The sequence below is a fragment of the Paraburkholderia sp. GAS448 genome, from assembly GCF_050435685.1.
GTDB lineage: Bacteria > Pseudomonadota > Gammaproteobacteria > Burkholderiales > Burkholderiaceae > Paraburkholderia.
In genome coordinates, this window is the sequence record NZ_JBNDKT010000025.1 from 1 (window position 1) to 25,365 (window position 25,365).

Below are 25,365 nucleotides of genomic sequence, written 5' to 3' on the forward strand. Positions count from 1 at the left end.
ATCGCCTTGAACGAACCGCTTCATCTTGCTCATCCTCCGCTATCGGATGAAGAATTTTAGCGCTCCAAAAATGCGTTTTGACACACTCTGGGCCGATCACTGCCTCATGCAAACCGCATAGACTGCCCGAATCTCGCACGGTCGAGATCGGCAGCACGCGACCCAAGGAGACGGTCACGGGCGTCCTGTCGAGGTCTGCACCCAAGGTGGAACAGTCACTTGCTCAGTCGTGGCCGACACGTGTTCGGCGTTCGGGAAGGTACCCAATAGGGCTTGGCGACATGGCCTGCTTTGCGGAGAAACGGCCACGCGCTAGCGGGTGGCTACGTGCACACCAGAATCTGCGGACCGGGGGGTCCGGAAAAGCTAGAAACTCATTGCAAACCCGAACGACACGCCGTGCACGTTGTGTCCGAACACGTATCGCGCCATCGCGCGCGTGCGCGTGATGATGATGGGATACTTGCTGCTATCGAGTTCAAGCCCGACTCCCAACGACGTGAGGTCGTTGAACCCCAGCACGCCGGCGCTGTCGCCAAAATAGTGGGAATACGCGGCTTCCAGAACATAGCGGACCGGCCGGTCCAGCGCGTGCCAGCCGGTCGGCGCTCGCCAGCGTGTCCACAGGCTCACTTGCTGCGCCATGGCCGAACCCTGAACGGCTTCCGACGAACCACCGAAGCTGCGCAGGTAAATGTCAGTCGCACGCAATTCGGCATCGATTTCGTAGTTTTCGCGGTAGTGCTCGTAGTCGAGCATCAGCGAGCCGCCGTAGCCGTACGCGTCCAGCGAGCCATTCTCGAGGAACTGTAGGTTGCTGTCAGTGACGTGATTGAAGAGCGTCTGCCCCACCTTCAGATCGCTTGAGACGCGTCCAATCGTACCGTTCAGGATCGGACGGAACACCAGTTCATCCGTGATCCGGAAATCCCAGCCGACGCCGGCCGTGCCACTGAAAGTGTTCCATTTTGTCGGCACCGCACGCTGCTCGGCGCCATCCGTAGCGATAAAGATAGGATCGTAACGGCTGTAGGCGAGCGTGCCCTCCAGGTACAACGGGAAGGATTTACTGAGGGTGAAGCCGCCGCCAAACTGGGTCTGACCGAAACCGGGATTGCCGGTGGCGCCGCTATTGACCGACAGGTTACTGGTCGTAACGTCGGGGACTGTCGTGTAGGTCATGATCGCGAGCACGGCGTTGGCATGCTGCTTCACGTTGCCGCCGATCACCGTATTGCTCGTCAATTGGCTCGGCTCGGTCTGCGCATTCGACGGGCAAGGCAACAGGGCGAACGCGAGAGCGGCGCACGCGCATGATGCGCGGCAGGACCGATGCATCCGCAGCGCAGGCATTGTCAAGCGACCTCGCCTTTTGGCCGCGCGATTGCAAGCTGCCGCACCGCGTACCGAACACGCATGACCCACCCCTGTCAGTTAGGTCGTTTCTTTGTCTTCCACGGGACCAGCATTCCGTGCCAGCACAATACTTCCGAACAACGGATCTAGCCGCAACGACCGTTCCACCGTTCGCAGCGCTTGGAGTGGGCTACATCGAGGCCCGCCCAATTGTATCGCTGAACGAGACGATAGATTTCGGCGCAGATCGACGGCAGCCGTTGAAGAGGAGTGCGCCCGACGTGACCGCCCCATGTCGGTCGACGACGCAACGAGCCTGATCTGGCAACGTCGGCTACTGGAGTAGACCAGCCGTTCGCGCGTGCGGGTGGGCTCTCAGGTGAATGCGCTCTATGGCCGAACCCTGCCCGATGTCTCACACGCGTGAACTCGCAGGCCGCCCATCGCGCTTCGGACCGTAGCCGACCCAATTCGGCCCTTCGAACTGGGGTGAGCTCGATGTCAGCTGTCAACTGCGTTGCAGCCATTGAGCCTATGTCGATGGCTGCGCAAGCCAATTCGCTAATCACGTCGTGTACTGCAGCGTTAGTGAAGATGAGTGCAGTTGCCGTTCCATTGATCCCCAAATGCCGAGGCGAAGCGTGCCGACAGTTCGACAGTTCCACGTCTGGAAAGGCTTGGCGGGCGATGATACGCATTTGCGCACGAATCCTTACGCCTACCCCGTTACAGGAAACACAGAAGGCGGCGCAAGCGCTCATGAATCGCGCGACAGGCGACAAGAGGCAAGAGGCAGCCGACAGGTGACAGGTGACAGGTGACACGCGCCTCAACGATCGAACCAGCGATATTGAAGCGCAAACGTGACAGACTTGTAGTCGCCGCCTGCGCGCGTGACGAACCCGCTGGAAAGCGCCAGTTTCGCGGACCAACCGCGTGCGAAGGGCGCAGAGAACGTCAGGCCGTAGCGCGTGTTGGCCTGCCTATCTTCATTGGGCACCCCGTTCATGCTCGAGCGGCCTCCCGTGGCGTAGCCGATGTCGGCTGCGATCCATAACCCCGGACGGAAGCTGTACCCAGCGTGCAGCTGCAGCAGCATGAGTGGATCCTGGCCTCGCGTGTTGCCGTTGAAGAAATCGTTGTTGCGGGTGAAGAACCACGCACCGGCCGACGCGTCGAAGAACCAGTTTCCATAGGGCTGCGAGATGCCGATCTCCGGCTTGAATCCCCAGCGGTTGGTGCCTATGTTGACCAGCCGGGAAGGGAGATACTGACCGGTCGGAGCCGACATCGTCAGGCTGATGCCGGCCGAGGTCGCTTGCTCGCGCCGGGCGAATTCCTCGGGCGTAAGCGCCGGACTGCCGATGAAGTTCCACGCGAAACGCAGCTTCAGATCGCCAATGCCGGCGCGATGCACTTCGGTTGGCGCGCCAATGAGGACGCCGCTGAGATTGCCGCTGCTGAAGGGCATCGCGAACGCGAGCGACGCCGTGTGGCCAGCCAGCGCGAACGTGCGTGAGTAGGCGAGCGACACGATGCTGATCTTCGCCTGCACGCCGGTAATGGGCAGAGACGGATCCGTCAGCACATCGCCATACAGATATGCATAGCTGGCGACAAGAAAGTTCGTGCCGATCGGTGAGGGCGAATAGCTGCGCGGCTCCAGCTCCTGCGCTTGCGCCGTGATCGCCAGAAGCAGGAGCGCGACGGCGCCGGCGTGCCGAAGCGTCCAGTGGATGAATGGACCCCTCATGGTCAGGTCTACATGACTGGCCGGCGACAGCGACGATGCACGGCGCGATCGGAGTGGGAACCGCGACGTGATTGACCCAGCGTATCAGTGAGCTCGGTCACGGGGTATAGGAATCTTGGTCCAATAGTTCGCGCCGGCTACCGGTCATGGGACGAACGCGCCGCACAGTGTGTCCGGTAAAGGGTTCCGCGAGTCCCCGCAACGCGGCTTGCCGCCGTCCGGCAGGATCAGGCGCGTTCCCGGGACGACGTCACGATCAACGGCTGCCATCCACAGATAGATCATATATGACCAGTGGCAACGCTGCTATTGGACCTTGGTCGCATGTCGGCGCAACGGAGCGCACCGCTTGCCACCTACGCGCGATTCGCTTCTCTGGGATCCGAGGGAAAGCATGGCGTGGCGTCGATTGCGCCAGTTCGCGGCACGCAGAAACAGACATCGCGGCTGGCCCCTATCGAAAAACGGAGAATGGTCTGTATGGCAGATGTGCCCGCGACACGGGAATCGGCGCAAATGTCTCCTTTCCGAAGATCTCCGGTCGCCCGAAAGGGAATGTTTGTCAATCCGCTGCGGGCGGCTCCTGGCCGAATTCTGCCCGATGACGCCGAACGCCCGAACTCCCAAACCGCGCATCGCGCGGAGGACCGTAGCCGACCCGTTTCTGCCGCTCGGTCCGGTCTGGTGCAACTACGGCGGCTGCTTCCAAAAGTACAGCGGCCATTCGGACGCGTGCTGGTGCCTAACGTTGCCATCGCGCCTGCCGACTAACGCCGCCGCTGGGCCTGATATAAGCGTCTCGCGAGACCATGCGTCGGCAAGCGACGCTTGTCGCCATAGTACGCGGCTTACCGTCTACAATGAGACGAGGTAAAGGCTATGCTCCGGAGGACGTCACTATGGCCATATTCTGGATAGCCAATGTCGAAACCGATACCACCGATAATGAAATCATGGAATTCCTGTGCGGCTATGGGTTTCCACGTTTCGATACGATAGAGCGGTTGGCTGGAACGGGCCGAAGTCCCGCAGTTTTGCTCGGATTCGACAACGTGGGCGCGAATTTGCTGCGTCACCTGCAACCGCGTGTGCACGCCGTATTCTGGAAGGGCCGAACGCTCACGGCTCATGTGATCGTGCAACACAAAGAGTCGTAATGAAAGACTCGATCTCTTCGCATCTCGCGTGCCACTCTGACCGATGAAAACGTTGCCAAACGGGTTTGCAGGCGAGACCCGAAGTGTCGAAAGGTAGCAACTGGTTCTAGGAAACTACCTCCACCGATGGGCGATACCCGACCCAGTCGAACCGTCATTCAGGTAAGGGCGGCAATGGAATGCACAGCGGCCACAGGCTCTTAGCATGAGCCCGGTGATCAGAAAAGTATGCTACGCCGCCGCGGGCCCATACGTATGTCATCCTTTGAAAAATGGGATCGCGCGGACTATCCCGTCAGGATTTGGATGAGCCGGATTCACCGCCCCCTAAGTGCAATGACACAATTCGCGCGAGCACGATAGCAGGATAGAGCTGGCCAACTAGCGCCTCAAGATTCGTGAGTGATCTCGCCTGAGGCGCGACGGGCAGAATGTCGCCTTAACCTGCTGTGGTCAACGTGACAAAACTGAAATAGATCCAGGTCGAGCGATCCAGTGAATTTGTGTGGAGGGACGCACTATAGAATGCCTTGGGAACGAGGATACTGACGAGTTGGTAAGCTTGGGCCCAAGCCACGCCTACCAATATATAAAGAGCAATAGCTCCGTGGATCCGGTCAAATGTCACCTTGCCTGGGCCGAACACATTCATTCCAATGGTTACGCTAATCAGCGCGACCGCAGCGAGCGTGGTGGCGTCACGTATTTCCAGTGTGAGATTGGCCTGAACTAACCAACTGGCCCAACGCACGACAATGGCAAGGAGAGCGACCGGGGCGATCAGCAGGAAGGCTCTAGGTCGCTCTGTTGCCGATACCACGCCGACCAGGAGGACCAGCGAGAGCATCATGTCTTGCGCAATACGGCCTATCAGGCCCGGTTCCGCGAAGAACGGGACGCCGAACACAGCAATGACAAGGAGCACCAAAAGCACGCCCATGCTCGCCTTGCGTAGCGGTGCGACGCAGTCAGCCAATTGTTGCAAGTATGACATCACTTCGCCCCCTCAAACGGCCACCGGCATCAACCGTCAGTCATTTGAACAATTGCGGGCTGATCTGATTCAATTGCGCCGTAGCCTTGACATCGCCATCTGATGTCGCGCACTGACGAGCAATGTCGTCTGCTTCGAAGGAATGAAGGGCGCAGACTTAACTTGCCGCTCCAACGTTGCCTAATAACGGAGTCACCATGAATACAAAGAGTCCGCCTACCGATTCCCGCCCACGCAGGACTGATCCGAGCGGATCGTCCTCATCGACCCTCACTTATCACCGAGCGGAAGTTAAAGGTGTTGGCGTCTTCTATCGAGAGGCGGGGCCCAAAGACGCACCAACCATCGTGCTTCTTCACGGGTTTCCGTCGTCGTCGCGGATGTTTGATAGTCTCATTCCGCTGCTCGCGACACACTACCACCTTATCGCACCGGACTATCCTGGCTTCGGCCACAGCGACGCACCGCCGCCTTCGCAGTTCGCCTACACGTTCGATCACCTCGCCGAGACGATCGATGGCCTACTCGAACAGCTTCGCATCGACCGTTACAGCTTTTATCTGCAGGACTACGGTGGTCCGATCGGATTCCGAATCATGCTGGCACATCCCGAGCGTCTTGAAGCGCTAGTGATCCAGAACGCCAATAGCCACGAGGAAAGTCTCGGGCAAAAGTGGACGGCCATCAAGGAGTACTGGGCTGATCCTGCCGCGCGTCCAGAAGTGTTCACCGCGTTCACATCGTTCGAAAGTACAAAATATCGTCACGACGGTGAGAGCCCGAACCCCGAACGCTACAGCCCGGACACCTGGACGGACGAGTACGCGTTTCTCAATCGTCCGGGCCAGTCTGAAATCCAGGCCGCGCTGCTTTATGACTACCGTACGAACGTGGCGGCCTATGGAGCTTGGCAAGAATGGATGAGAACGCAACAGCCTCCCGCGCTCATCCTGTGGGGACGCTACGACAGATCCTTCATTGCGGCCGGAGCTGCTGCCTACCAGCGTGATTTGCCAAATGCGCAAGTCCATCTGCTCGACGCAGGCCACTTTGCACTTGATGAAAAAGTGGATGACATAGCGGCACTGATGAACGAGTTTCTCGACGCGTTCTATCTGCGACAAGCGGATGAATGACCTTCGACTCCGGGCATTGATCGGGCACGCCAGCACCGGCGATTGGTTGCTGACTGACTAACCGCGGGGAGTCGGCGCGGATGCCGGCGGCATGCTTGAGGTGCGCGCCGAGCGTCTAATGCAGCACCAGTGAGAACTCAGTTCAGGGGTATCAGGTAGCTGGACTGGTCCCACCACCGTGAGGGCTTGGCCACAGAAAGGTCTGCACCCGCAAACAAGTCCACAAATTATCTGGCGCAAGTCCCGAGAAGACAGCTTGCAGCTTATCAGCAGACGTTCACCGGCCCAACCCGAAGGGCCCTTCTTGGCCGCTAGCTGCCTCTCACGACCGAAGGCCCGTCCCGTGAAGCCGTTCGTCGGCTAGCGGCTCATCATAAGCAACCGGGAGTACTATCCTACCTGCTCGTGCGGAAGAGCCGCGCGTTGATCCCCGATCTTTCACCAGGAAAGACTCGGTTTGAATTCTGTTTGCAGGATATCTCGCGAAAGGACTTTGACTATGGATGACATCTCTCCAGACGCCTTCGTAGATGCCGTAAGCGGATATCAGAAGACGGCTGCGATGAAAGCCGCGCTTGCGCTCGATCTGTTCACCGCGATCGCGAGTGAGAACGGCGAGCTGGAGCTCATATCCAAGCGTGTGCAGGCCTCCGAGCGCGGTGTGCGCATGCTGTGCGACTACCTGACAGTGCAGGGGTTCCTGCAGAAAGAGGTGGGGCGCTATCGATTGACACCCTCGACTTCCGCGTTCCTTACGAGTTCCTCGCCGGCCTGGATGGGAAGCATTGTGGATTTTATCGCGGCGCCCGAAATGACGACACTGTGGCTGGAGGACCCGGTTGCGTTCGTTCGCAATGGAGGATCCGTGGGGCTGGGCAACATGGCCCCCGACAATCCCGTCTGGGTGAAATTCGCGCGCGCGATGGTGCCCTTCGTGACGCAAACCGCACAGGACATAGCACAACAAGTGAGCACATGGCCGACGGCGCCGAAGCGCGTGCTCGACATTGCGGCCGGGCACGGGGTATTCGGAATCGCTATCGCCAAGGCGGCCCCCGGTGCGGACGTCGTGGCGACCGACTGGCAAGCGGTTCTAGAGGTCGCGAAGGAGAACGCTGTGGCGGCCGGCGTGAGCGCGCGTTACCACACGATCGCGGGCAGCGCGTTTGAAGTCGAATGGGGAACGGATTTCGATCTGGTGCTGATCACGAATTTCCTCCACCACTTCGATCCGCCAACCTGCGTGGAAATGCTCTCGAAGGTACGCGGGAGCCTCAGCCCCGGAGGGCGAGCACTCGCGGTGGATTTCGTTCCTAACGAGGATCGTGTGTCGCCGCCGTTCGCCGCCGCGTTCTCCTTCGTGATGCTCGCGTCCACACCACGAGGCGACGCATACACCGCGCGCGAGTTCGAGCAAATGGGCCGTGAAGCGGGCTTTTCCAAAGTGAGCGTTGCGCCGCTGCCGCCTTCGCCGCAAAGTCTCGTCGTATTCGAGTAGCGCGCCGACCTCGCCGGCGCTGCCGGCTCTTAGCAACGCGACGGCATCGTCGTCTGCGCCGAGGTGGGGGAATCGCCGTTCACGGCGGCACGCGGCGCATACAATGTTCTCGACCAGGCGCTCTTGGCCGCCTGCTGCCTGTCATGACCGACAGCACCCGACCCGCTACGGACAGTTGAGATCGCCGGAAGCCGCCATTCGTCCGGCGCGGAACGACATCAAGAGCCTTCCTGAAACTGCAATCCAACGATACCTGCGATAACCAGGCCGACACATAACAGGCGACCGAGCGAGGCCGACTCGTGAAACCAGATCAATCCGACTAAGGCTGTGCCAGCGGCACCGATCCCGGCCCAGACAGCATATGCGGTCCCGAGCGGAAGAATTTTGAGCGTGAAGCTCATCAACCAAATGCTCATTATTGCTGCAATGATAGACAGCGCACCCGGTACCAACCTTGTGTAACTATCGGACAACTTCATGGCCACGGAGAAGACGATCTCCAGCAGCCCCGAGGCTAATACCACGGTCCATGCCACAAACGAATTGGTAATCGAGATCATTGGTTATCTTCCTTCGGATCGGGAAGCTCATATGCGCGTCACGCCGAGAATACCATTGCCGCAGTCTGGAATTGGAACCGTGACGTGAAGGAGTCGGGTCGCAAGGGCCGAATGGAGTGCAGCGATCCTGAGGTCATTCCGGGACCAACCAGTGCTACGTTCGCAGCCAACCCATATCCGCCTTGCTAATGGCTGTCAACAATCGAGTTCTTCGAATTGGTGAAATTGATGGAATTGATGCCCGATTGAAAACGATTCGCGCGTCCGAACTGACCGGCCGGTTGTGGCCGAACCCGGTCCGATGCGGACCTCGAACGATCGCTGATCGCAGCAGGGATGCGAAAGGCGAAGCGAACTTTCGCGAGACTGGACTTGATGAGACCGTCTCAACTCGGCGACATTGACAGGGCGGGCCAGTGGACAATCAAAACTTTGCCGCATCGGATGGACTCGTTGAGCACGGACCATTGGATGATTTCCACCGCACGCGCCAAGGGAACACGGCCGCGATGCGACGTGCAGTTAGTACGCGCTGAGCCTGGAGTGGTTCGCATTCACCTTGGCTTCTCAGCTGGGTTGAGGCTGCTGGCACTCCGTTTGGAACCAGTAGTCGACCAGACGCTGTGCCGCTTGTAGGTCTTCCGGGTAATATGGGTCATACCACGGTGACGGGTCGTAGCCCGCTTTCCTCAGGGCAGCCAGTTCGCTATGGTGTTGCGCCATCGTAGGGGGCGCGTTGGTCCTGAGCGCCGCCAGGTCGCGGCACTCTGTTGGACTGAGGTGCGGCCCGGCATACGGCCTGCCGCCGACGGCACAGCCGGCGAGCAAAAGCACCAGAGCGGGAAGTATTGACCGTGTTCCAGGCGCCCTTCTCATAGTAAGTGTCCTTCCCTACGACGGCGGCAGCCCGCCCGGTGGCATGCCGCCGCGCCCGGCGTCTCGTCGTCAAGTCATTTCGTCCTTCGAGTGACGATGCCGTCGTGCTGCCGCCTGATACCTAGGAGCGTGACATGGCCGAACAGCACAAACCCGGCGAGAAGGATCAGACGTCTGGGACCCTTCTGTTGATCTGACTTGCGCCACGCAAGCATTGTTCCCGCCCCGCTATTAGCAGTGTAGATCAGCGAAGCGCGCCGCGAATGCTCACGCGAGGTCCGCATCCGTGCCTCGGCATCGCTCCCCGAAAGTCTCTGTTCGACCCGTTGCGGTCCTTGATCGCACCGTGGCCCGAGTGGCGCGTTTCAAAGTGGACGGAACATCCAAGGCAAGGCGCGGCACGAACATTGAACTGGCCAGCATGTTGATCTGCAACGTTTTGAACTGAGTAGACGTAAGCGTCGGTTGCCCACTCAGCTCGAACTGCCCGTGCGCACCGCGGCTGCCGGCGCAAACCTTGCAAGAAATCGTTGCGATTCGCTAACCGGTCTTTCTGTGTGGATCGATCGATCAATCATCAGCTTCCAACACCAGGCTTTGCGGCCAGCCATTCGAAAGGGGCGACCTCTTGCTGCGGTACAGTGGTCATCTGATTGTTACACCCGCGGTTTCCTCCCTTCCGGTCTATTCAACGCCTGCCGGCACGCCGCATGATGGGTTACGGAACTTGCATACATGGGCAGGCGTCGAACAAACATCAAGACTATGACGACGGCCCCTATCCGAATTGCGAAGGGTCCGACGAACAACGGCGATCGCGAGTTCAGCGTGTACCTGCGCCGCACGTTCGCCAGCCCGATGGGTTATAGCCGCGAGATGCTGGATCGACCGATTGCAGGCCGACAAGCTGGTTCCGATCGGCCCCTCAGGGTCAAAGTGTTCAGGCGCGCACGCCGTCCATCGTCGGCCTGCGAACGTCCAGAAAACTGGACGAAGCGGCTGACGAATGTGTCAGGTGCACGACCCCATCGGATGCAACGAAGGCAAGCACAATCATTCTCCGCCTCCGACGATCCACCCTTTTGACCATCGGGAAAGCAACTTTGCGCTCGGCACGCCCGAGCCTTCTAAGCCGCTAGCCGAGACGAATGGTCCAGGCGAAATCAATGTGGCGAAAGCGCTCCGAAAATTGCAGCAGCGACCGGTGCCTAAAAGCGAATCGTGATATTAGGTTAAGCATGTTCAAACAACGACACATTCACCTCGCATGGTTCTCGTGTATCTGACTTGTCGGAGTATTGCATTTTTAAGTATCAGTTTATGCAGCATCGGCCCGAATTCGAGATTAAAGCCCGGCTTGCCGGGATCGCGCACGACGTGAAGCACGCCGTTCTTGTCGCCAAGGCCGAGCGACATACCTTCCCCTGTGCTTCGGGCGGTTTCCTCAATGCTTTCCTTCAACCCCTTCTCGGGCCGCCAGTCATTTTTTCAAAACTGCCATTTGCAATCGGGTTCGGTGTCTTTGAACCAGATGGCGATTTTGACCCAGGTCTGGCGCGGCCAATCCTGAACGCTCTGGTTGGCGTTGAAGAGGCGGGAAGGGGAGATCCTATGATAACTGCCATAGGTGGTCATAAATACGCGTTTAAAGCGTTCGCTTTCGAAATAGCCGAACAACAAACACCAGTGTGCGAAACCATCGGCGTTCGTCGACCAGGCGGGTGCACCATCGTTGCCCTCACACGAGTAGGGCATGACAATTCCGTGGCCCGATTTCACGGCGGTTTTTACGACCTCCCATAATTTTTCCACGGAGTCAAACTTCTCGATCGTCGTTACGACGCCCAATGCGGCCGCCAGGTCCATGATGTCTCTCGCTCCGCCAATTTCACCGATCTTGCTGAGGCCCTTATCCTTGGCGACCCGCCGTATAGAATGTTTTTTTCCTTCGATCTTGTCGTCCACGCTGAAATGCAATCTGCGAGGTGCGACATCTACCCCCCGGATCTTTAGGGCGGCATCCAGCGCATAAATCCCGCACGTCGGTCCTTTCTGCTCGTTTGCAGGGATTTCCCCCCCAACCCGAAGTACCTCGATCTCTGTTAACTTGTCCCCCGCCCGGTCGGCAATCATGGCTTCGATGTCCTCTTTGCACATTTCCATGGCGCACGCTCCTGGAGTTTTAGACTGATCTCGGGAATTCTAGGTGATGCAAGTGTGATATTGGGCCGGAGGGATTGCTATTTCTGGTTCTGGCAACAGCGCTTCCGTATCCCTATGGGCGGCAAGCGCCCAGCGAACGCTGCGTGAACCTGCGGGTCGGCGTACCACGCTATCGACCCGATCCGTTACCACGTCAAGTTTTATTCCGGCCATGTCACTTCAATTGTTCTGTCATGCGTGACCTCCGCGTGGCTGGCGGGGTACGGCGCGGTCGCGTACCTGTACAATTGTTGAGTAGTCAACTCTTTCACACCGACCACTACACCGCGTGCGGGATCAATGCACTCGGCATTCGCGGTGCGCATGCCGCCATATCCCACGCATCGAATGGCCGGTTGCTGAGGACGACCCGACGGCTGAGTGACCAACCGACGTCACGGATGGACGTCGCTTCCTGGCCGCACTGGCACATTCTCCGATCCGCGTTGCCAGCCCCAGACAAGATCGTCAGGAGCCGCTTCCAGTCACACCGCAGCAAGTCGCGGTCAGACTAGCGATAGTTAACAAAGTTGATGATGTCATTGAGGAACCACGGCAGAATCAATTGCGTATCGGGATAGCTGACGCCGACGCTGAGCCTCGGTGGCTTAGACGTGGAGTCACCGGGCGTCGCACCGTCGGTAGTGTGCAGAATGTAGGTATCCGTGTCGGCCGGACCTGGCCGGGTGGTCTGATTATGCGCGGGCGACCATGTCGAGGTGCAGCCGGCGGTGAGTACGACGACGGCCGCTGCGAAGCAAAAGGGCTTCATGATGGTGTGAACTCCAGCAACGTTACTTTGACAATATGGCCGACGACGAATTCGTCCCGGTACGTGGCTGGACTCTGCCGAACGCAGGAGGCTCAGTCCGACCCGAATCGGACTGCAATCCTCCTCCACAACGGTCACTCAAATCGTCAACGGACTCGGCTGGCTACATGTTCCCCGTGACAAACGTCGCGCATCCGCGGCTTCGTCAGATCACATGCGCGAAGCTTGCTGTCGATGGCGAGATCGAACATGGCCAGATCCCGAACCTGGGATGAAAGCTGCAGGCGCACGCGGATCGCCCAGATCTCCTTCAGCTTTAGCGGTGGCTTCTGGCCGATCAATCTTCCTTTGTTCCACGGGACCCGCGACAGGCCTGTCTCGGTTAATGTGCTCATGACAATCTCCTTTCGATTGAAGGGAGATCCAGTCTGGTCCTGAGCGATGGGCACTACCCGACCCGAAACAACCACTGTGCATTAGTTCGTCATTTAAGGTAAGGCTTGTAATCCAGCTTGAAACGCAATCCGGATCCGGGCAATCTACGCTTGCTTTCTCTGAGAGGCTTCGCGTCCTCAGCGGGACCCGTTGCTCATCGTTAGCTTACAACTAACGGTACTAATGACATGGCAGCGGCAAAATTTGAAGAGAAGACCGATGATGCCGATACGTGAAAATACATCATGCCATGCAACCGACCCTGCGGGCATGTCAGAGGATCCCGCCAGCGAGCGGAGCGCCGTCCCGCAGGAAAGGGAGCGGCCGCATGGGATTTTTTTACACACCGGCTGGAGGAGCGCGGGAACCTGGGTATGGTCGCGCTTCCGGGCTCTGGAGTCGGTGAGGGCTTTTTATGAACCGCTGAGCAACCTGCTCGGCGACCTAAGCCTCGCCGATATTCCCGCCGTACGGCCTACGTCGTCCTCCGGTCACCCGCCACTCGGTACGCCTTACTACGAAGAATACCGGTCGTTCATGCAGGAACGCGGGCGCGGTGTGGTCGGGTACCGGAAGCGCTTCGGTATCGATCGCTTTGGAGGCGTGCCGGACGACGAATTTCCGGCACTGGTGGCCTATTTGCAAAATCTCTGCGATCGGTCGATCGATCAAGGCAAAATGCCTGTCCTCAAGTTTTGTCGCTCGCAGGGTCGTTTGCCGTGGTTCAAGAGCGCGTTTCCGCACGCGATGCACGCGGTTGTCTTGCGAAACCCCGCATCGCAGTTCGCATCTGGGTGGCTGTTAAAGCAGGAATGGAACAACCCGTTCTTTGTTGCTGCACCATTTCGCGTCTTGGGTCTCAACCAGGCCGAACCAATTGTAAAGCAGGTCATCGAGACGTGCGAAGTGAGCTTGCCGTCGTTTGCTGGTGCTTCGGTCGAAGAGTATGCGGCGGCTTGCGAACAGTATGCGCATACGGCCGAAGGTAGCAATGCATACCGGGCGTTTGTCGCGTTGTGGATTCTCTGCGCGTCGCGGATAGAGGACGGTGCGGATCTGGTAATCGACATGGATCGGCTCGGACAGTCTCCTGTGTACACCTCCGAACTCCGTGCACAGTTTCGTGCGCAGGCCAACGTGACGCCAGATTTTAGCGGCGCACGAGACCTGGTCGACGAGACGAGGCGATGTGTCACGCGGATAAAGGGAATTGACGGTCAATCGATACGGTCCATCAATTATGTGGCGCAAAAATTCCTGCTGTCGCAAATCGACGGTTCGCATGACTCGCAGACAGGCGTGGCGAAGCTTATCGGCGAGAAGCTCTCGCTTGCCGACGAACTATCCGGGCAGTGGCGCTAGGCGTTCCGGGTGCAGTCTCATGCAATGTCATGTTTCGCCGCGACTTGCATCTTGGTGAGCGGCGTATCGCAATCTTGATTTGACGAGCGGCGGGGATGGCCGGCGATGCAACAGGCTTGGCCGGTGCGCGAAGGTCCGTTGCCTGGTTGGAGCTGGAGGGCAAATCCGCTTGCGCCCGTGATGAGCAAATGCCCCTTGCGTCCCGGTCCCGCTCGCGTTACGTTGGCAACCATTCGGCCAGCCAATGGGAAATGGTGCGATGCAAAACCTCATCCGGATCGCGTGCGCAGCCTGCCTCGTCGTCGCAACCGCTGCGACGGCGCAAACCCCAGCCTCACAACCCTCTGCGGGCGGGACGCCCGACAAGATCCCATTCGACATTCCCTATGGCAATGCGATCGGTCTGGACACCGCGAAAAGCTTACTCGCGATTGCAGAAGCCGAAGCGAGGAAACACGACTGGAAAATGAACATTGCTGTCGTCGACACGCATGGCGAACTGCTCGCGTTCGAACGCATGGACGGTGCGCAGTACGCGTCGATCGCGATATCGCAGAACAAAGCCCGCACGTCAGCAAGATTCCGTCGTGAAACCCGGGCCTTCTACAACCAGTTTGAGACCGGACATGCATACGTGAGCACCCTGGATGCGGGGCTAGTGGCATCGCCCGGAGGGTTCCCGCTCGTAGCAGGAGGAAAGCTTGTCGGCGCTATTGGCTGTAGTGGCGGGACAGGCGATCAGGACGCTTCTGTGTGTAAGGTCGCCGCCGATACGATCAAATAGCGGAACGACCCTGTCCTCAGCGGCCGGCGACCCAATACGCCTCGCTCGATGTGCTCAGCCATCAACCGGCATGCCTGGCTGCATGACAAGCGAGCGAACTCAATGACCAAGGTTGCCATATCGAGCCAGGCGGTAGCCGAGCCAACGGTCAGCCTGCATGCCCCAAAGAACATCGCGCGGCTTCGGGACCGTTTCCAACGGTGCTCACCGAGAGTCTTTCCTTTGCGCCACGGCGCTTATTGCAGTATGGCAAGTCAGGCGGCCCCTTCTCAAGGAATGACGCGCGATTCGCGCAGCTCCCGAAGCAGTTCGACATACATCTCTTCGGTGTCAATGCAGTCAACGAAACCGTGACGACGTGCCTTGATCGTCCTTGTGATGTTGTCGTAGCCAGTCTTGAAGATGGCGTCGCCGAATTTCCACGCTACGATATCCCGGTACGCATACGGACGAAGCGAATGCGTTGCGACCAGTTCGTCCCAGGCCGGAGCCTTGTCGGCCATGGTTTCTTGCAGCGATAGCGCGAACGGCTCTCCCACGGGTACGAAGCTCGGCACGCCTGAAGCCTGCGTTCTATACGAGGATCGAGGCGGCCTATGCCGAAGCACATTCTTGAACATCGTGGCTACGAGATTGCGGTGCAACCAGAGCAGAACGCGTTCGGCGCGTGGCAGGCGAAGGTAAGCGTGCGCAAGGCCTCGGACACGATAGCGGAGTTTCGGCCGGAAACGGTTCAGCCGGAATGGCTGACCGAGGCCGAAGCCGTGCGCGATGGCGTCGAGTGGGGCATACGCTTTATCGATCGCAAGCTCGCTCCTGCACCCTGATTGCAGGAGCGAGCCATGATGGCGAGGCCGCGTGAAAGGCCTCGCCATCGAGGGCCGGGCAAGGCGGGCATCGTGCGAGCTCCGCGCCTTGTCCGGCTGCAGCCATCAGGCAGGTAGTTGCGGCGCAGCGGGGAAGTCCACCGGAACGCGCGTCGTTGCGTGCAGATAGTTGGTGACGGTCTTGTCGCCGATCGCGACGATCGCGTCGACCAGATTGGCCTTGGTCCAGCCCGCGGCAAAGAACGCATCGACGAGCGCCTGATCGGCGTGCCCGCGGTTGACCGCGATGTTCTTCACCAACCGTGCAAGCGCGTCGAACTTCGCGTCGAAGCTTGCCTTGCCACCGCGAATTTCGAGAATCTGTTCGTCGGTGAAGCCATTCATCTTGCCGATCACGGTGTGTGCAGCCAGACAGTATTCGCAGCCGTTGACCTGGCTCACGACGAGGTTCACGATTTCGCGCGCCTTGCCGTTGATGCTGCTCTTCGCGTTCTGGAATGCGAGGTAGCTGCCGAGCGCATGCTCCGAATGGGCCAGCGTCGCGTACAGGTTGGGCACAGTGCCGAGACTGCTCTTGAGCTTGTCGAAGATGGCCTGGTTAGCCTGGGAAACTTCGTCGCGCGTCGGGACATTGATCGTGGTCATGGTGATGCTCCTGATTAAAAAAGATGAAGCGGTGGATAAGTCGGGTGAAAAAATCCGCGTGTTATTGCGCCGTGTAGGCGCCGTCGACTGCGATGTTCTGTCCGGTGAGGTAGCGCGCCTTATCGCTCGCAAGGAAGACGATGGTCTGGGCGATCTCGTCCGGGGTCGCGGCGCGTCGCGCCGGTATCGTCGAGAGGAAACCTGCCTTGCCCTCTTCGCTGCCGCCGGCAAAGCGGTCGAGCATTTCGGTGGCTACAGGACCAGGCGCCACGGCGTTGACGCGCACGCCTGCGGCAGCGCCTTCGAGCGCCGCGCTCTTCGTGAGGCCTTCGACCGCATGCTTGCTGGCCGCGTAGACAGACGCGCCCGCGATGCCGACCTGGCCCGCGACCGACGAGAGGTTGATGATCGACCCGGCGCCCTGCGCCAGCATCGCCCGCATCTCGTGCTTGAGCGACAGCAGCGTGCCGAGCACATTGACCGCGAACGTGTCTTCGTAGTTGGTCGCCGTCTGCTCGACGATCGGCGCCAGTTGGCCTTCAGTACCGGCGTTGTTGACCGCCACGTCGATGCGTCCGAAACGCTCAACGGTCCGCTCGACGACGCTGCGCACTTCGGCTTCGAAGCGCACATCGGCGCGCAGGAATTCGGCTTCCGCGCCGAGGGCGCGCAGTTCGGCGGCGAGCGCCTGGCCTGCCTCTTCGCGACGGCCGCTGACGACCACGCGGTTTCCTTCTCGAGCAAAAGCAAGAGCGGTAGCGCGGCCGATGCCGGTCAGCGCGCCAGTGATAAGGACGACGGGTTGGTTCATGTCAGTGCTCCTTCGGGTTGGGTGAAGTCGCGTTTGCGATGACTGAACTTTGACTGATTCCAGATGAGCGATATAGAGGGTGTATGCTCATATGACTGATTCCATACAGGAATATATTCAGCAAAATGGACAAGCTGCAGGCAATGAAGACTTTCGTGCGCGTGGTGGAGGCGGGCAGTTTCTCGGCGGTCGCACACGAGTCCAACACGACGCAGAGCGCAGTGAGCAAACAGGTCTCGGCACTCGAGCGCGAGCTGGGCGCGCGGCTGCTGACGCGAACCACGCGTTCGCTTGCACTGACGGAAGAAGGTGAACACTATTTCGAACAGGCGCGCCGCCTGGTCGCGGAGATCGCGGAGGCCGAAGGTACGCTGCGACGCGGCGAGCAGCAACTGACGGGCTGGCTGCGGATCGCGGCTTCGGTCGGCTTCGGGCGCCTCAAGCTCATGCCACTGGTTCAGTCGTTTCTGGCAGAGCATCGCGGCGTGAAGATCGACCTACGCCTGAGCGATGGTTTAATCGATCTCGTGGAACAGGGGATCGACGTCGCGGTGCGGCTTGGCGATCTGGCGGACAGCAGCCTGATCGCCCGTCGCGTAGGAACGGCCTCCCGGATGCTGATGGCGCATCGCAGCTACGTGCGCTCACTGCCCAAAGGAACGAAGGCGCCGCGCGTTCCCGACGACCTGGTCGAACACAACTGTCTCGTCTACACCGAACTGGCGATGCGCAACGCGTGGCGTTTTACGGCAGGGCCCGGCGCTGTGGATCCGGTGGGAACCACGCGCATCGTGCGAGTCGAAGGCAATCTGCAAACCAACAGCAGTGAGGTCATGCGGGCGGCGGTCCTCGCGGGTATGGGGATCGGATATTCGCCGACCTGGCTTTTCGATGACGAACTGGCCAGTGGCGAAGTGCAGCGGATGTTGCCGGACTGGGAAACGATCGCTATCCCGATTCATCTAGTGAGCCCTCTGGAGCGCCGGCATTCGGCCAAGGTCAAAGCATTCGCCGAACATGTCGGAAAGGCGATGGCTCATATGGCCGCCGCGCCTTAGCTGGAGGGACGTTTGACCCTGAACGTCCCTGCCTGGCCGTTAGAGGACCATGCCGCCCGAGACCTCGATGCGCTGCCCGTTGATCCAGCGGTTGTCATCCGAGAGCAGCGCCGCGATCATCGGGCCAATGTCCTCGGGTTCGCCGACGCGGCCGAGCGCGGTCATGTCCGCCACGCGTTTGTTCACTTCGGGATTGTCGCGCACCATGCCACCACTGAAGTCGGTCGCGATTGCGCCGGGTGCGACGGTGTTGGCAGCGATCCCGCGTGCGCCGAGTTCCTTCGCCATATAGCGGGTCAGCACTTCGACAGCCCCCTTCATTGACGCATACGCGGAAGAACCGGGAAGCGTTACGCGGGCCAACCCCGAAGAAATGTTCACGATCCGCCCGCCGTCGTTGATGAATGGCAGAAGTTTTTGCGTGAGGAAGAACACGCCTTTGAAATGGACGCGGTAGACCTGGTCCAGTTCGTCCTCGGTTGTCTGGTCGAAGGCATTGTGCAGCGAGGTTCCCGCATTGTTGACGAGGTAGTCAAAACGCTCGGCTCGCAGGCTGGCCAGCGCTTGCCGAACATCCTGCACGAACTGGTCGAACGAACTGACGTCGCCGGTGTCGAGTCGGAGCGCGATGGCGCGACGTCCTGTTTCCTGGACCGCGGCAACCACCTGCCCAGCTTCTGCGCGATTCGAGTGGTAGGTAAAAATCGAATCGACGCCATGTCTGGCGAGACTGAGCACCGTATTTCGGCCGATACCGCGGCTGCCGCCGGTAACGATCGCAATCCGTGGACTTGAAGTAGAGGTGATTTCGGTGGGCATTGCGCGCTCCTGTAGTTTGGCGTGGGGGTAACGATAGCCCTGCCGTCAGTTCGGTTGAATGCCGGAACTCACCTGTTTCTTGCCTAATCCTGCTCGCGCGACTATAACGTCGGGAAACATCGACACCGAGAGGTTTGGATATGTCCGATGCGCTGATGGACGCAGTTACCCGCTACACGGATGCGCAAACCGGGGAAAGCCCGTTTGTTACGGCGGTCGAAGGACTTACGATTCTCCGTTCGAACCAGGAGACCCGGCCCAATCACCTGATTCACAAGCCGGCGCTTTGTATCGTCGTCCAGGGCGCCAAATGGACGACGTTCGGCCACAGGCGGTTCGAATACAGGGCGGGACAGGCACTCGTCGTCAGCGTCGAGACGCCAGCGTTCGGCCGGGTCGTCGAGGCGAGTCCCGAGAAGCCGTTTCTTGGCGTCATCATCGAATTCGATCTGGCAATCATGCGCGAGGTGATGGAAGCGCTGGATACATTTCCGAAATCCAGCGGTGACGCCCGTTCGGGGGTCTTCGTTACGAATTTCGATGGACCTCTGGCCGACTGTGCGCTGCGTATGGTTCGCCTGCTCGATACGCCCAACGCAGTCCCAATGATCTATCCGCTGCTCATGCGTGAGATCAGCTACTGGCTCTTGACCGGGCCGCACGGCGGCGAGATCGCGGGGCTGACGCTGTCCAGCAGTCGTTCACAACGCGTGATCAGTGCAATCCATGCGTTGCGTGAACGCTTTGCAGAACCGGTGCGCATCGAGGATCTGGCGCGCACTGCCCAGATGAGCCCTTCGGCGTTCCATCGAGAGTTCAAGGCACTGACGTCGATGACGCCGCTGCAGTACCAGAAGCAGCTTCGCTTGCTGGAGGCGCGCCGCTTGATGACAGCCGATACTGCTAACGTCGAAACCGCCGCGTTTCAGGTCGGTTATGAAAGCCCTTCGCAGTTCAGTCGGGAATATTCGCGCATGTTCGGGGCGCCACCGCGACGCGAGGTTGTTGCACTAAAAAGGGCTGCTTCGTAAGAAGGGAGGGACTAAGCATGTGCCTGTCAGGTCCGGTTGATCGCTGTCCCGGCGGCTCAATGGGTGTTGCTGCCCGTGATCGGCTAGCAGCTCGATCTGAGCAGCGAGGGCGGGTCTTCTGAATCGGGGTTGCAGCAATTGCCTGTCTACAAGGCTGGAGACCCTCAGGCGAGCGCGGCCAGTTGCCGGCCAGACAGCAACGCGAACACCTGCCATGCAGCGAACAGCGTGATGATAAGTGCGCCCGCGAGCGCGAAGCGCGTGCGGATCGTTTCCAGTACCTGTCTGCGAGCGACGCTACGACTGGACACCACCCGGTTGATGCCGAGGCTTGCCAGACTAATCGTCAATACCGTTAACGAAACCCCCGCGGCCATGGCCAACGCCGACAACACACCCACCATGAAAATGCCGTTGGCGAGCGCAGCAATCAGTACAAAGATCGCGCCGACACATGGCCGCACGCCCACCGCCAGTCCCGTCATAACAATCTGCCGCGCGATCCAGACGTTCCCTGCCCTCTCGTCCACGCGCGCCCAACTGGACGCGCGCCGGCTCGCCAGCGAGCTTGAACCAAGGTAACGGCCGTGCTGAACGTCGTTATTGTCACGCCTGGTCGCAAACAAGCCCGCGCCGCGTTTAGGGATCAGCGTAATGCGCCGCTCGTCGCAGCAGTCGCGACGCGTGACGATTGACCAGACGGTGACGAGACCAACGCAGAGAAGCGCGATATAGCTGACGAGATCAAGCGTCGCCGCACGCGTCAGCACGCCGCCGATTCCCTCACGCGCGAGCCATGCCGCACTGCCGACAAGGCAAATCGCCGAGATCGCCTGCACGCAGGCGCTCCATACACTTAGCGCAATGGCATGTCCAACGCGAGCGCGATGCGACATCAGATACATGCTCACGACCGTCTTGCCATGTCCCGGTCCGAGCGCATGCAGGACGCCGTAGCCGAACGACAGCAGCATGAGGGTCCACGCGGCCAGTCTGCCCGCGCCATTGCGCTGCGCGACGAGTTGGTCCTGAAGCTGCGCGTTCAGGCGCCCCTGGAGAGCGACGCCTGCTGCAATCGCGCGTCGCACAGGCTCCGGCATCTCGACGCGCGGCTCAGCGTCGTTCTGCTGAGCCGGCGCCTGTCCATTGGCTACACCTGGCGCCCCTGACGGCGTCCTTCCGAAGACATCGACCGTCTGAGCGCCTACGGCCTGCGCGGCCACGATCATGAGGAACATCAGCGCAAACGCGCTACGGCGAATACTGTGGCGCACCGAAGAGGTCAACATGAGAGCTTCGTGGAAAGCGGAAAAATGGCGCCGCCAAATATGGCGTGAGCTTTATCTTCGAACGGTTGCGCGGTGCAGGTCTTTTTCGCTGTCGCATTGAAGACGATCGGGGCTCCGTTTTGGGACGGCGCCTGAAAATCGACGAAGAAGGTTTCGTCCCAAATGCCGAGCTGCACCTTCGCGAGCTTCGCGTCGACTTTATCCGCGAGCGGCAGCACAAACGTGTAGACAATTCGGCCGTCTTCGATCGAGACGGCGAAGTCGCGGACCTCGCCGAAGTGCGCAGCTTTGCCGTCGACAAAGACATGCGTGAAGTAGTCGGCCCCCTTCAGCGAATCAAACGCCTGCTGCCTGAAGAGGCGGATGTACTTCGGGCCGAGCGGTCCAGCTTTCGGTATATCCGTCAGGTCGCCGACGATTGATACCGGAAACCCCTGCGAGAAGGTCCATTTCTCCTGCACAGCGCCCAGTGTCGAGCCATCCATCCGCGCAACGCCCGCGTAGGTGATCCACACATGTGGGTGAGCGGCGAGCGGCGCTGCGGCAACCGCGCAGCATGCGGCGGCAACGGCATGGATCAAAAGGAGGACGCGCTCATGAAGAGAGCGGGCAGTACGGTTTCGCATGGATATCGGTCGGAACGCACATGTCATCGAAGGGATGACGAAGAGATAGCCGGGCACTGTAGCAGCATTTTTCGACGGTTGGCGGCCCAGGATAGTCGATCCCGCTGTGGACGCGTTGCCCGACGACGTCGATCGGGTCGTGCGTCACTATGAGGTCTTCGAGGATGCTGTACGTGATGGTTTCGGCAACGACGGGTCTGCGGGTTCATCTCGTGCTTGAGGGCGTCGCGGCGCGATGATCGTTCGCACCGCATCCGCGGAGGTGAACCGACAGCGAGGCGCTAACCGGTCGCTTCGCGACGAAGCGGCGGATCGGTATCGGCGGGCCCGTGCGCATGCAGCGCCTCGATCTGCCGCAACTTCTCCTGCAGGCGACACCAGCGGCGGTGTTGCGCAGCGGCAAGCCTCGCCGTGCCGATCTCGTTGATACGTGCGCGCCAGTATGACAGCGGGATACGGTCGACTGCGGAAATGCGCGTGATCACCCGTTCGAGGTGCGCGATTTCCTTCTCGATGTAATGGTGGTCCATGCACGGCCCCCGTTGCGCTGCGTGTTGTGATTTATCATCGGCGAACGGTCGCAGTGTGGGCCCGGCGGGTGCGTGCCTTCAATCCCTGGAACCTGGTAACGGGGTGGCGCCTACCAGGTTCCAGGTATGGCCCGGACGCCACGTGCGTGTCATGTTGTCGGGCGTCGGCGTTGCGCAACTCGGCGGCGCTGCCTCGGGTTCCGTTGCGGGTTCCATCAACTTTCCGTTTTCCGCTTTCAGGCAATGTCCCAGCCTCTTTCGCTGTTTCAGGAGCCGGTGCTGCCCGGTCCGGTCGCCATCGTGGAAGACGAGCCGATGATGCAGTTGCGCCTGCGCGCAATCCTCACGACGCTCGGCTACACCGACGACGCGTTGTCGTTCGCCGCAAGCATCGTGGAGGCTCAGGCTATGTTCGACGAGCAGCCGTTCGCGCTCGCCCTCGTCGACGTTGGGCTTCCGGACGGCAACGGCATCGACCTGATCCGCGCGCTGCATCAACGTGACGCAGCACTGCCCATTTTGGTAATCTCCGCGTGGAGTACCGAGCAAGTGATCGTCTCGGCGTTGCAGGCCGGCGCGACCGGCTATCTGCTGAAAGAGCGCGACGACGTGGAGATCTCGCTGTCGGTGCGCAGCGCGCTGCGGGGTGGCGCGCCGATCGACCCGTTCATTGCGAAACGTATTCTCGAGCTGCTCGGCGCCGCCGGCACGAAGCCGCCCGGCCACCTGGCTCCGCAGGCGTCGGGGGCGCTGCTGAGTCCGCGCGAGGCTGAAATCCTGACCTTCGTCAGCAAAGGGCTGACCAATCAGGAGATTTCCAGTTTGTTGTCCTTGTCCAGGCTGACCGTGGAATGTCACATCAAGAATATCTACAAGAAACTGGCGGTCAACTCGCGCACCCAGGCCGTCTTCGAAGCGCGTTCGCGTGGCTTGTTGCCCTGATTGTCGTCATCGGCCTGCTGCATCACGGCGCGGCACGCGCCGCGCCGGAGCCGCCGCCCGCAGCCGAAACCGACGCCATCGCAAGCCTGCATGTCGAAGCGGCGCGCTCGGACTGGCAGGCGCAAATGCCGCCGCAGGACGGCTGGACCGCGGTAACCCTGCCGGATATCTGGACCCAGCGATGGCCGCATTTCGACGGCGTTGTCTGGTACCGCGTGAGCTGGAACCAGACGCCGGGATCGCACCCGGCCGCCGTTGCCCTCGACTATCTCAACATGGCCGGCGAGATCTGGCTGAACGGCGCGCTGCTGCGCCGCGACGAGCACCTCGTCGAGCCGATCAGCCGGATGTGGAACACGCCGTGGTATCGCGTGCTGTCTACGCGGGAGCTGCAGCCGGGCGAGAACGCGCTGCTGGTCCGTGTATCCGGCCTCTCTGCTTACCAGCCCGGCCTCGGCCCGCTGACGATCGGCGCTCCGGACGCCGTGTGGGACATCTACCGGCACGCGCGGCTCGTGCGTCACGATCTGCAGCTTTTCAGCCTTGCCGTGACCGCAACGCTCGGCTGCTTCTTCCTTGCTTTGTGGTCGATGCGATCCAGGGAGACCGCCTACGGGTGGTTCGCGTTCCTTTCACTCACGTGGTGGTGCTGGGCCGTCAACGAGATCGTAACGACCACCTGGCCGTTCGCATCGAACGACATGTGGGAGGCGGCCGACGCGCTGCTCTTCCATGTGTTCTGCGTGTCCTTTTCGATTTTTGTGCTGCGCTTCTGCGATCGCCGCGCGCAGCGCATCGAGCGCGTGCTGTGGCTCAGCGTGGCCGTGGGCGTCACAGCGGTCGTCGCACTGCCGCAAGCGCAACTGGGGACGCTGCGCATCGTGCTGATTCCCGCGTCGGCGCTGATATTTTTCGCGAGCTGCTTCGTGTTCCTGTGGCTGGCCGTGAAAAGCCAGCGCACTGACCACCGGATCCTGTCGGTGTGCATCGTGATCTTCATCGCGGCCGGTATCCACGATCTGCTGACGGTGTTCAGCGTGCTGCGCGACAACCACTACTACACGGCATTCACGTCGCAGTTCCTGATGGTCGGCATGGCGTTCGTGCTCGCGTGGCATTTCGTTGCGAACGTGCGCCGCATCGAGCGTTTCAACGACGAACTCACTGAACGGATCGACGAAGCGCGCGCCGACCTCGTGACCACGCTGCAGCGCCAACATGAGCTCGAAGTCGTGAACGCGCGGCTCGGCGAACGGCTCGATCTCGCGCACGATCTGCACGACGGGCTCGGCGGCACCCTCGTCAGCAGCATCGCGATGCTCGAGCATACGCCCGAGAGCATCACGCCGGGGCGCGTTTTGTCGATTCTCAAGGAGCTGCGCGACGATTTGCGCATCATCATTGATACCGCGTCGAGCCATCAGCTCGGCGAGCATGCACTGGACGACCTGATCGCACCGCTGCGGCACCGGATGATGTGTCTGTTCGAAGGACGTGGCATCGAATGTGCGTGGCACGTGTCGGGGCTCGAGACCGTCGGGCTCACCGCTTCGCAGAATCTCGACGTGCTGCGCGTGCTCCAGGAGAGCTTGACCAACGTCCTCAAACACAGCGGCGCAACGTGCGTGCGGATCGATCTGCGCCATCTCGACGGCTCGCTGCGGCTCGTCGTGGAAGACAACGGCACGGGTTTCGATCCAGCCGCGGTCGAGGTGCGCCGCGGGCTCGGCATGCGTAGTATGCAGACGCGTGCGGCGCGGCTCGGCGGCAACCTGACGGTCCGCTCGACCGGAGGCGGGACGGTGTTGAGGCTCGCGGTCGAGATCCGGCCAGCGGCCGTGGCGGGCGAGGCGCACGATGCGCTGCGAGGCGTCAAAGGATCTTGACCGGACGGCATCG

General features: G+C 60.4%; 25 protein-coding genes and 1 pseudogene. 10 read left to right on the forward strand and 16 right to left on the reverse strand.

Annotated elements, in window-relative coordinates; all coding sequences use genetic code 11:
- Positions 1-366: 366 nt before the first annotated feature.
- Positions 367-1,353, reverse strand: a complete 987-nt coding sequence (locus P3T23_RS32995; protein ID WP_429320355.1) for a hypothetical protein — start codon at positions 1,351-1,353, stop codon at positions 367-369.
- An 832-nt stretch (positions 1,354-2,185) separates the two neighbouring features.
- Entirely contained in the window at positions 2,186-3,109 is a 924-nt protein-coding gene (locus P3T23_RS33000) for a transporter (RefSeq protein ID WP_429320267.1), read from the reverse strand.
- An 899-nt stretch (positions 3,110-4,008) separates the two neighbouring features.
- Between P3T23_RS33000 and P3T23_RS33005 the strand changes: the two genes are divergently transcribed.
- Positions 4,009-4,266 (forward strand): RNA-binding protein, encoded by a 258-nt coding sequence (locus P3T23_RS33005; RefSeq protein WP_429320268.1) that lies wholly within the window; start codon positions 4,009-4,011, stop codon positions 4,264-4,266.
- A gap of 439 nt (positions 4,267-4,705) precedes the next feature.
- On the opposite strand, the gene P3T23_RS33010 is transcribed toward P3T23_RS33005, so the two are convergent.
- Positions 4,706-5,260, reverse strand: a complete 555-nt coding sequence (locus P3T23_RS33010) for a potassium channel family protein (protein WP_429320269.1) — start codon at positions 5,258-5,260, stop codon at positions 4,706-4,708.
- Positions 5,261-5,457: 197 nt separating this feature from the next.
- Between P3T23_RS33010 and P3T23_RS33015 the strand changes: the two genes are divergently transcribed.
- Together P3T23_RS33015 and P3T23_RS33020 are read left to right on the forward strand one after the other, a co-directional pair.
- Entirely contained in the window at positions 5,458-6,396 is a 939-nt protein-coding gene (locus P3T23_RS33015; protein WP_429320270.1) for an alpha/beta fold hydrolase, read from the forward strand.
- A gap of 499 nt (positions 6,397-6,895) precedes the next feature.
- A complete protein-coding gene (locus tag P3T23_RS33020) occupies positions 6,896-7,894 on the forward strand; it encodes a class I SAM-dependent methyltransferase (protein ID WP_429320271.1) in 999 nt (332 codons plus the stop codon).
- A 218-nt stretch (positions 7,895-8,112) separates the two neighbouring features.
- Here P3T23_RS33020 and P3T23_RS33025 read toward each other — a convergent pair whose 3' ends face one another.
- The 6 genes and pseudogenes from P3T23_RS33025 to P3T23_RS33050 form a co-directional block, all read right to left on the reverse strand.
- Positions 8,113-8,457, reverse strand: coding sequence for a DMT family transporter (locus P3T23_RS33025; RefSeq protein ID WP_429320272.1), 345 nt, complete (start codon positions 8,455-8,457; stop codon positions 8,113-8,115).
- 567 nt (positions 8,458-9,024) lie between these two features.
- Positions 9,025-9,333 carry a DUF4148 domain-containing protein gene (locus P3T23_RS33030; RefSeq protein ID WP_429320273.1) on the reverse strand — a complete coding sequence of 103 codons (309 nt, stop codon included), beginning with the start codon at positions 9,331-9,333 and terminating at the stop codon, positions 9,025-9,027.
- 1,242 nt (positions 9,334-10,575) lie between these two features.
- Positions 10,576-10,794, reverse strand: coding sequence for a hypothetical protein (locus P3T23_RS33035; RefSeq protein ID WP_429320274.1), 219 nt, complete (start codon positions 10,792-10,794; stop codon positions 10,576-10,578).
- A 27-nt stretch (positions 10,795-10,821) separates the two neighbouring features.
- Positions 10,822-11,496 (reverse strand): hypothetical protein, encoded by a 675-nt coding sequence (locus P3T23_RS33040; RefSeq protein ID WP_429320275.1) that lies wholly within the window; start codon positions 11,494-11,496, stop codon positions 10,822-10,824.
- A gap of 550 nt (positions 11,497-12,046) precedes the next feature.
- A complete protein-coding gene (locus P3T23_RS33045) occupies positions 12,047-12,307 on the reverse strand; it encodes a hypothetical protein (protein WP_429320276.1) in 261 nt (86 codons plus the stop codon).
- A gap of 155 nt (positions 12,308-12,462) precedes the next feature.
- A pseudogene (locus tag P3T23_RS33050) lies at positions 12,463-12,702 on the reverse strand (integrase); the annotation flags it as partial.
- A gap of 259 nt (positions 12,703-12,961) precedes the next feature.
- Between P3T23_RS33050 and P3T23_RS33055 the strand changes: the two are divergent.
- Complete coding sequence (locus P3T23_RS33055; RefSeq protein WP_429320277.1) at positions 12,962-14,104, forward strand: hypothetical protein; 1,143 nt, start codon at positions 12,962-12,964, stop codon at positions 14,102-14,104.
- 259 nt (positions 14,105-14,363) lie between these two features.
- Positions 14,364-14,888 (forward strand): GlcG/HbpS family heme-binding protein, encoded by a 525-nt coding sequence (locus P3T23_RS33060; protein WP_429320278.1) that lies wholly within the window; start codon positions 14,364-14,366, stop codon positions 14,886-14,888.
- A gap of 269 nt (positions 14,889-15,157) precedes the next feature.
- Here P3T23_RS33060 and P3T23_RS33065 read toward each other — a convergent pair whose 3' ends face one another.
- On the reverse strand, positions 15,158-15,445 hold the full coding sequence (locus P3T23_RS33065; RefSeq protein WP_429320279.1) for a hypothetical protein: 288 nt from the start codon (positions 15,443-15,445) through the stop codon (positions 15,158-15,160).
- Positions 15,446-15,484: 39 nt separating this feature from the next.
- Between P3T23_RS33065 and P3T23_RS33070 the strand changes: the two genes are divergently transcribed.
- On the forward strand, positions 15,485-15,715 hold the full coding sequence (locus P3T23_RS33070) for a DUF6566 family protein (RefSeq protein WP_429320280.1): 231 nt from the start codon (positions 15,485-15,487) through the stop codon (positions 15,713-15,715).
- 105 nt (positions 15,716-15,820) lie between these two features.
- On the opposite strand, the gene P3T23_RS33075 is transcribed toward P3T23_RS33070, so the two are convergent.
- Both P3T23_RS33075 and P3T23_RS33080 read right to left on the reverse strand, forming a co-directional pair.
- Complete coding sequence (locus P3T23_RS33075; RefSeq protein WP_429320281.1) at positions 15,821-16,360, reverse strand: carboxymuconolactone decarboxylase family protein; 540 nt, start codon at positions 16,358-16,360, stop codon at positions 15,821-15,823.
- Between the two features lie 61 nt (positions 16,361-16,421).
- The gene (locus P3T23_RS33080; protein ID WP_429320282.1) at positions 16,422-17,171 is read right to left on the reverse strand and encodes an SDR family NAD(P)-dependent oxidoreductase; all 750 of its coding nucleotides are present in this window, start codon (positions 17,169-17,171) and stop codon (positions 16,422-16,424) included.
- Between the two features lie 125 nt (positions 17,172-17,296).
- On the opposite strand from P3T23_RS33080, the gene P3T23_RS33085 reads away from it, so the two are divergent.
- Positions 17,297-18,229, forward strand: coding sequence for a LysR substrate-binding domain-containing protein (locus tag P3T23_RS33085; RefSeq protein ID WP_429320283.1), 933 nt, complete (start codon positions 17,297-17,299; stop codon positions 18,227-18,229).
- Between the two features lie 39 nt (positions 18,230-18,268).
- Here the strand turns inward: P3T23_RS33085 and P3T23_RS33090 are convergent, their stop codons facing one another.
- Positions 18,269-19,048 carry an SDR family NAD(P)-dependent oxidoreductase gene (locus P3T23_RS33090; protein ID WP_429320284.1) on the reverse strand — a complete coding sequence of 260 codons (780 nt, stop codon included), beginning with the start codon at positions 19,046-19,048 and terminating at the stop codon, positions 18,269-18,271.
- Positions 19,049-19,188: 140 nt separating this feature from the next.
- On the opposite strand from P3T23_RS33090, the gene P3T23_RS33095 reads away from it, so the two are divergent.
- Positions 19,189-20,079: an AraC family transcriptional regulator N-terminal domain-containing protein gene (locus tag P3T23_RS33095; RefSeq protein ID WP_429320285.1), complete on the forward strand. Its 891-nt coding sequence runs from the start codon at positions 19,189-19,191 to the stop codon at positions 20,077-20,079.
- A 164-nt stretch (positions 20,080-20,243) separates the two neighbouring features.
- On the opposite strand, the gene P3T23_RS33100 is transcribed toward P3T23_RS33095, so the two are convergent.
- The 3 genes from P3T23_RS33100 to P3T23_RS33110 all read right to left on the reverse strand — a co-directional run bounded on the left by P3T23_RS33100 (position 20,244) and on the right by P3T23_RS33110 (position 22,524).
- Complete coding sequence (locus P3T23_RS33100; RefSeq protein WP_429320286.1) at positions 20,244-21,368, reverse strand: nickel/cobalt transporter; 1,125 nt, start codon at positions 21,366-21,368, stop codon at positions 20,244-20,246.
- Positions 21,362-21,994 carry a DUF1007 family protein gene (locus P3T23_RS33105; protein ID WP_429320287.1) on the reverse strand — a complete coding sequence of 211 codons (633 nt, stop codon included), beginning with the start codon at positions 21,992-21,994 and terminating at the stop codon, positions 21,362-21,364. The genes P3T23_RS33100 and P3T23_RS33105 overlap by 7 nt, the downstream gene beginning before the upstream one ends.
- Positions 21,995-22,275: 281 nt before the next feature.
- Complete coding sequence (locus P3T23_RS33110; protein ID WP_429320288.1) at positions 22,276-22,524, reverse strand: hypothetical protein; 249 nt, start codon at positions 22,522-22,524, stop codon at positions 22,276-22,278.
- A 243-nt stretch (positions 22,525-22,767) separates the two neighbouring features.
- Between P3T23_RS33110 and P3T23_RS33115 the strand changes: the two genes are divergently transcribed.
- Together P3T23_RS33115 and P3T23_RS33120 are read left to right on the forward strand one after the other, a co-directional pair.
- Entirely contained in the window at positions 22,768-23,466 is a 699-nt protein-coding gene (locus tag P3T23_RS33115) for a response regulator transcription factor (protein WP_429320289.1), read from the forward strand.
- Positions 23,376-25,352 carry a 7TM diverse intracellular signaling domain-containing protein gene (locus P3T23_RS33120; RefSeq protein ID WP_429320290.1) on the forward strand — a complete coding sequence of 659 codons (1,977 nt, stop codon included), beginning with the start codon at positions 23,376-23,378 and terminating at the stop codon, positions 25,350-25,352. Before P3T23_RS33115 ends, P3T23_RS33120 begins: the two co-directional genes overlap by 91 nt.
- Positions 25,353-25,365: the final 13 nt, after the last annotated feature.

What these genes read in the sequence shown, in the direction of transcription:
- P3T23_RS33085 (WP_429320283.1), top strand. Translation starts at nt 17,297, where the DNA reads ATGGACAAGCTGCAGGCAATGAAGACTTTCGTGCGCGTGGTGGAGGCG.
- P3T23_RS33020 (WP_429320271.1), top strand. Translation starts at nt 6,896, where the DNA reads ATGGATGACATCTCTCCAGACGCCTTCGTAGATGCCGTAAGCGGATAT.
- P3T23_RS33045 (WP_429320276.1), bottom strand. Translation starts at nt 12,307, where the DNA reads ATGAAGCCCTTTTGCTTCGCAGCGGCCGTCGTCGTACTCACCGCCGGC.
- P3T23_RS33080 (WP_429320282.1), bottom strand. Translation starts at nt 17,171, where the DNA reads ATGAACCAACCCGTCGTCCTTATCACTGGCGCGCTGACCGGCATCGGC.
- P3T23_RS33055 (WP_429320277.1), top strand. Translation starts at nt 12,962, where the DNA reads ATGATGCCGATACGTGAAAATACATCATGCCATGCAACCGACCCTGCG.
- P3T23_RS33110 (WP_429320288.1), bottom strand. Translation starts at nt 22,524, where the DNA reads ATGGACCACCATTACATCGAGAAGGAAATCGCGCACCTCGAACGGGTG.
- P3T23_RS33105 (WP_429320287.1), bottom strand. Translation starts at nt 21,994, where the DNA reads ATGCGAAACCGTACTGCCCGCTCTCTTCATGAGCGCGTCCTCCTTTTG.
- P3T23_RS33015 (WP_429320270.1), top strand. Translation starts at nt 5,458, where the DNA reads ATGAATACAAAGAGTCCGCCTACCGATTCCCGCCCACGCAGGACTGAT.
- P3T23_RS32995 (WP_429320355.1), bottom strand. Translation starts at nt 1,353, where the DNA reads ATGCCTGCGCTGCGGATGCATCGGTCCTGCCGCGCATCATGCGCGTGC.
- P3T23_RS33115 (WP_429320289.1), top strand. Translation starts at nt 22,768, where the DNA reads ATGTCCCAGCCTCTTTCGCTGTTTCAGGAGCCGGTGCTGCCCGGTCCG.
- P3T23_RS33070 (WP_429320280.1), top strand. Translation starts at nt 15,485, where the DNA reads ATGCCGAAGCACATTCTTGAACATCGTGGCTACGAGATTGCGGTGCAA.
- P3T23_RS33040 (WP_429320275.1), bottom strand. Translation starts at nt 11,496, where the DNA reads ATGGAAATGTGCAAAGAGGACATCGAAGCCATGATTGCCGACCGGGCG.
- P3T23_RS33025 (WP_429320272.1), bottom strand. Translation starts at nt 8,457, where the DNA reads ATGATCTCGATTACCAATTCGTTTGTGGCATGGACCGTGGTATTAGCC.
- P3T23_RS33000 (WP_429320267.1), bottom strand. Translation starts at nt 3,109, where the DNA reads ATGAGGGGTCCATTCATCCACTGGACGCTTCGGCACGCCGGCGCCGTC.
- P3T23_RS33120 (WP_429320290.1), top strand. Translation starts at nt 23,376, where the DNA reads ATGTCACATCAAGAATATCTACAAGAAACTGGCGGTCAACTCGCGCAC.
- P3T23_RS33060 (WP_429320278.1), top strand. Translation starts at nt 14,364, where the DNA reads ATGCAAAACCTCATCCGGATCGCGTGCGCAGCCTGCCTCGTCGTCGCA.
- P3T23_RS33090 (WP_429320284.1), bottom strand. Translation starts at nt 19,048, where the DNA reads ATGCCCACCGAAATCACCTCTACTTCAAGTCCACGGATTGCGATCGTT.
- P3T23_RS33010 (WP_429320269.1), bottom strand. Translation starts at nt 5,260, where the DNA reads ATGTCATACTTGCAACAATTGGCTGACTGCGTCGCACCGCTACGCAAG.
- P3T23_RS33100 (WP_429320286.1), bottom strand. Translation starts at nt 21,368, where the DNA reads ATGTTGACCTCTTCGGTGCGCCACAGTATTCGCCGTAGCGCGTTTGCG.
- P3T23_RS33005 (WP_429320268.1), top strand. Translation starts at nt 4,009, where the DNA reads ATGGCCATATTCTGGATAGCCAATGTCGAAACCGATACCACCGATAAT.
- P3T23_RS33030 (WP_429320273.1), bottom strand. Translation starts at nt 9,333, where the DNA reads ATGAGAAGGGCGCCTGGAACACGGTCAATACTTCCCGCTCTGGTGCTT.
- P3T23_RS33075 (WP_429320281.1), bottom strand. Translation starts at nt 16,360, where the DNA reads ATGACCACGATCAATGTCCCGACGCGCGACGAAGTTTCCCAGGCTAAC.
- P3T23_RS33095 (WP_429320285.1), top strand. Translation starts at nt 19,189, where the DNA reads ATGTCCGATGCGCTGATGGACGCAGTTACCCGCTACACGGATGCGCAA.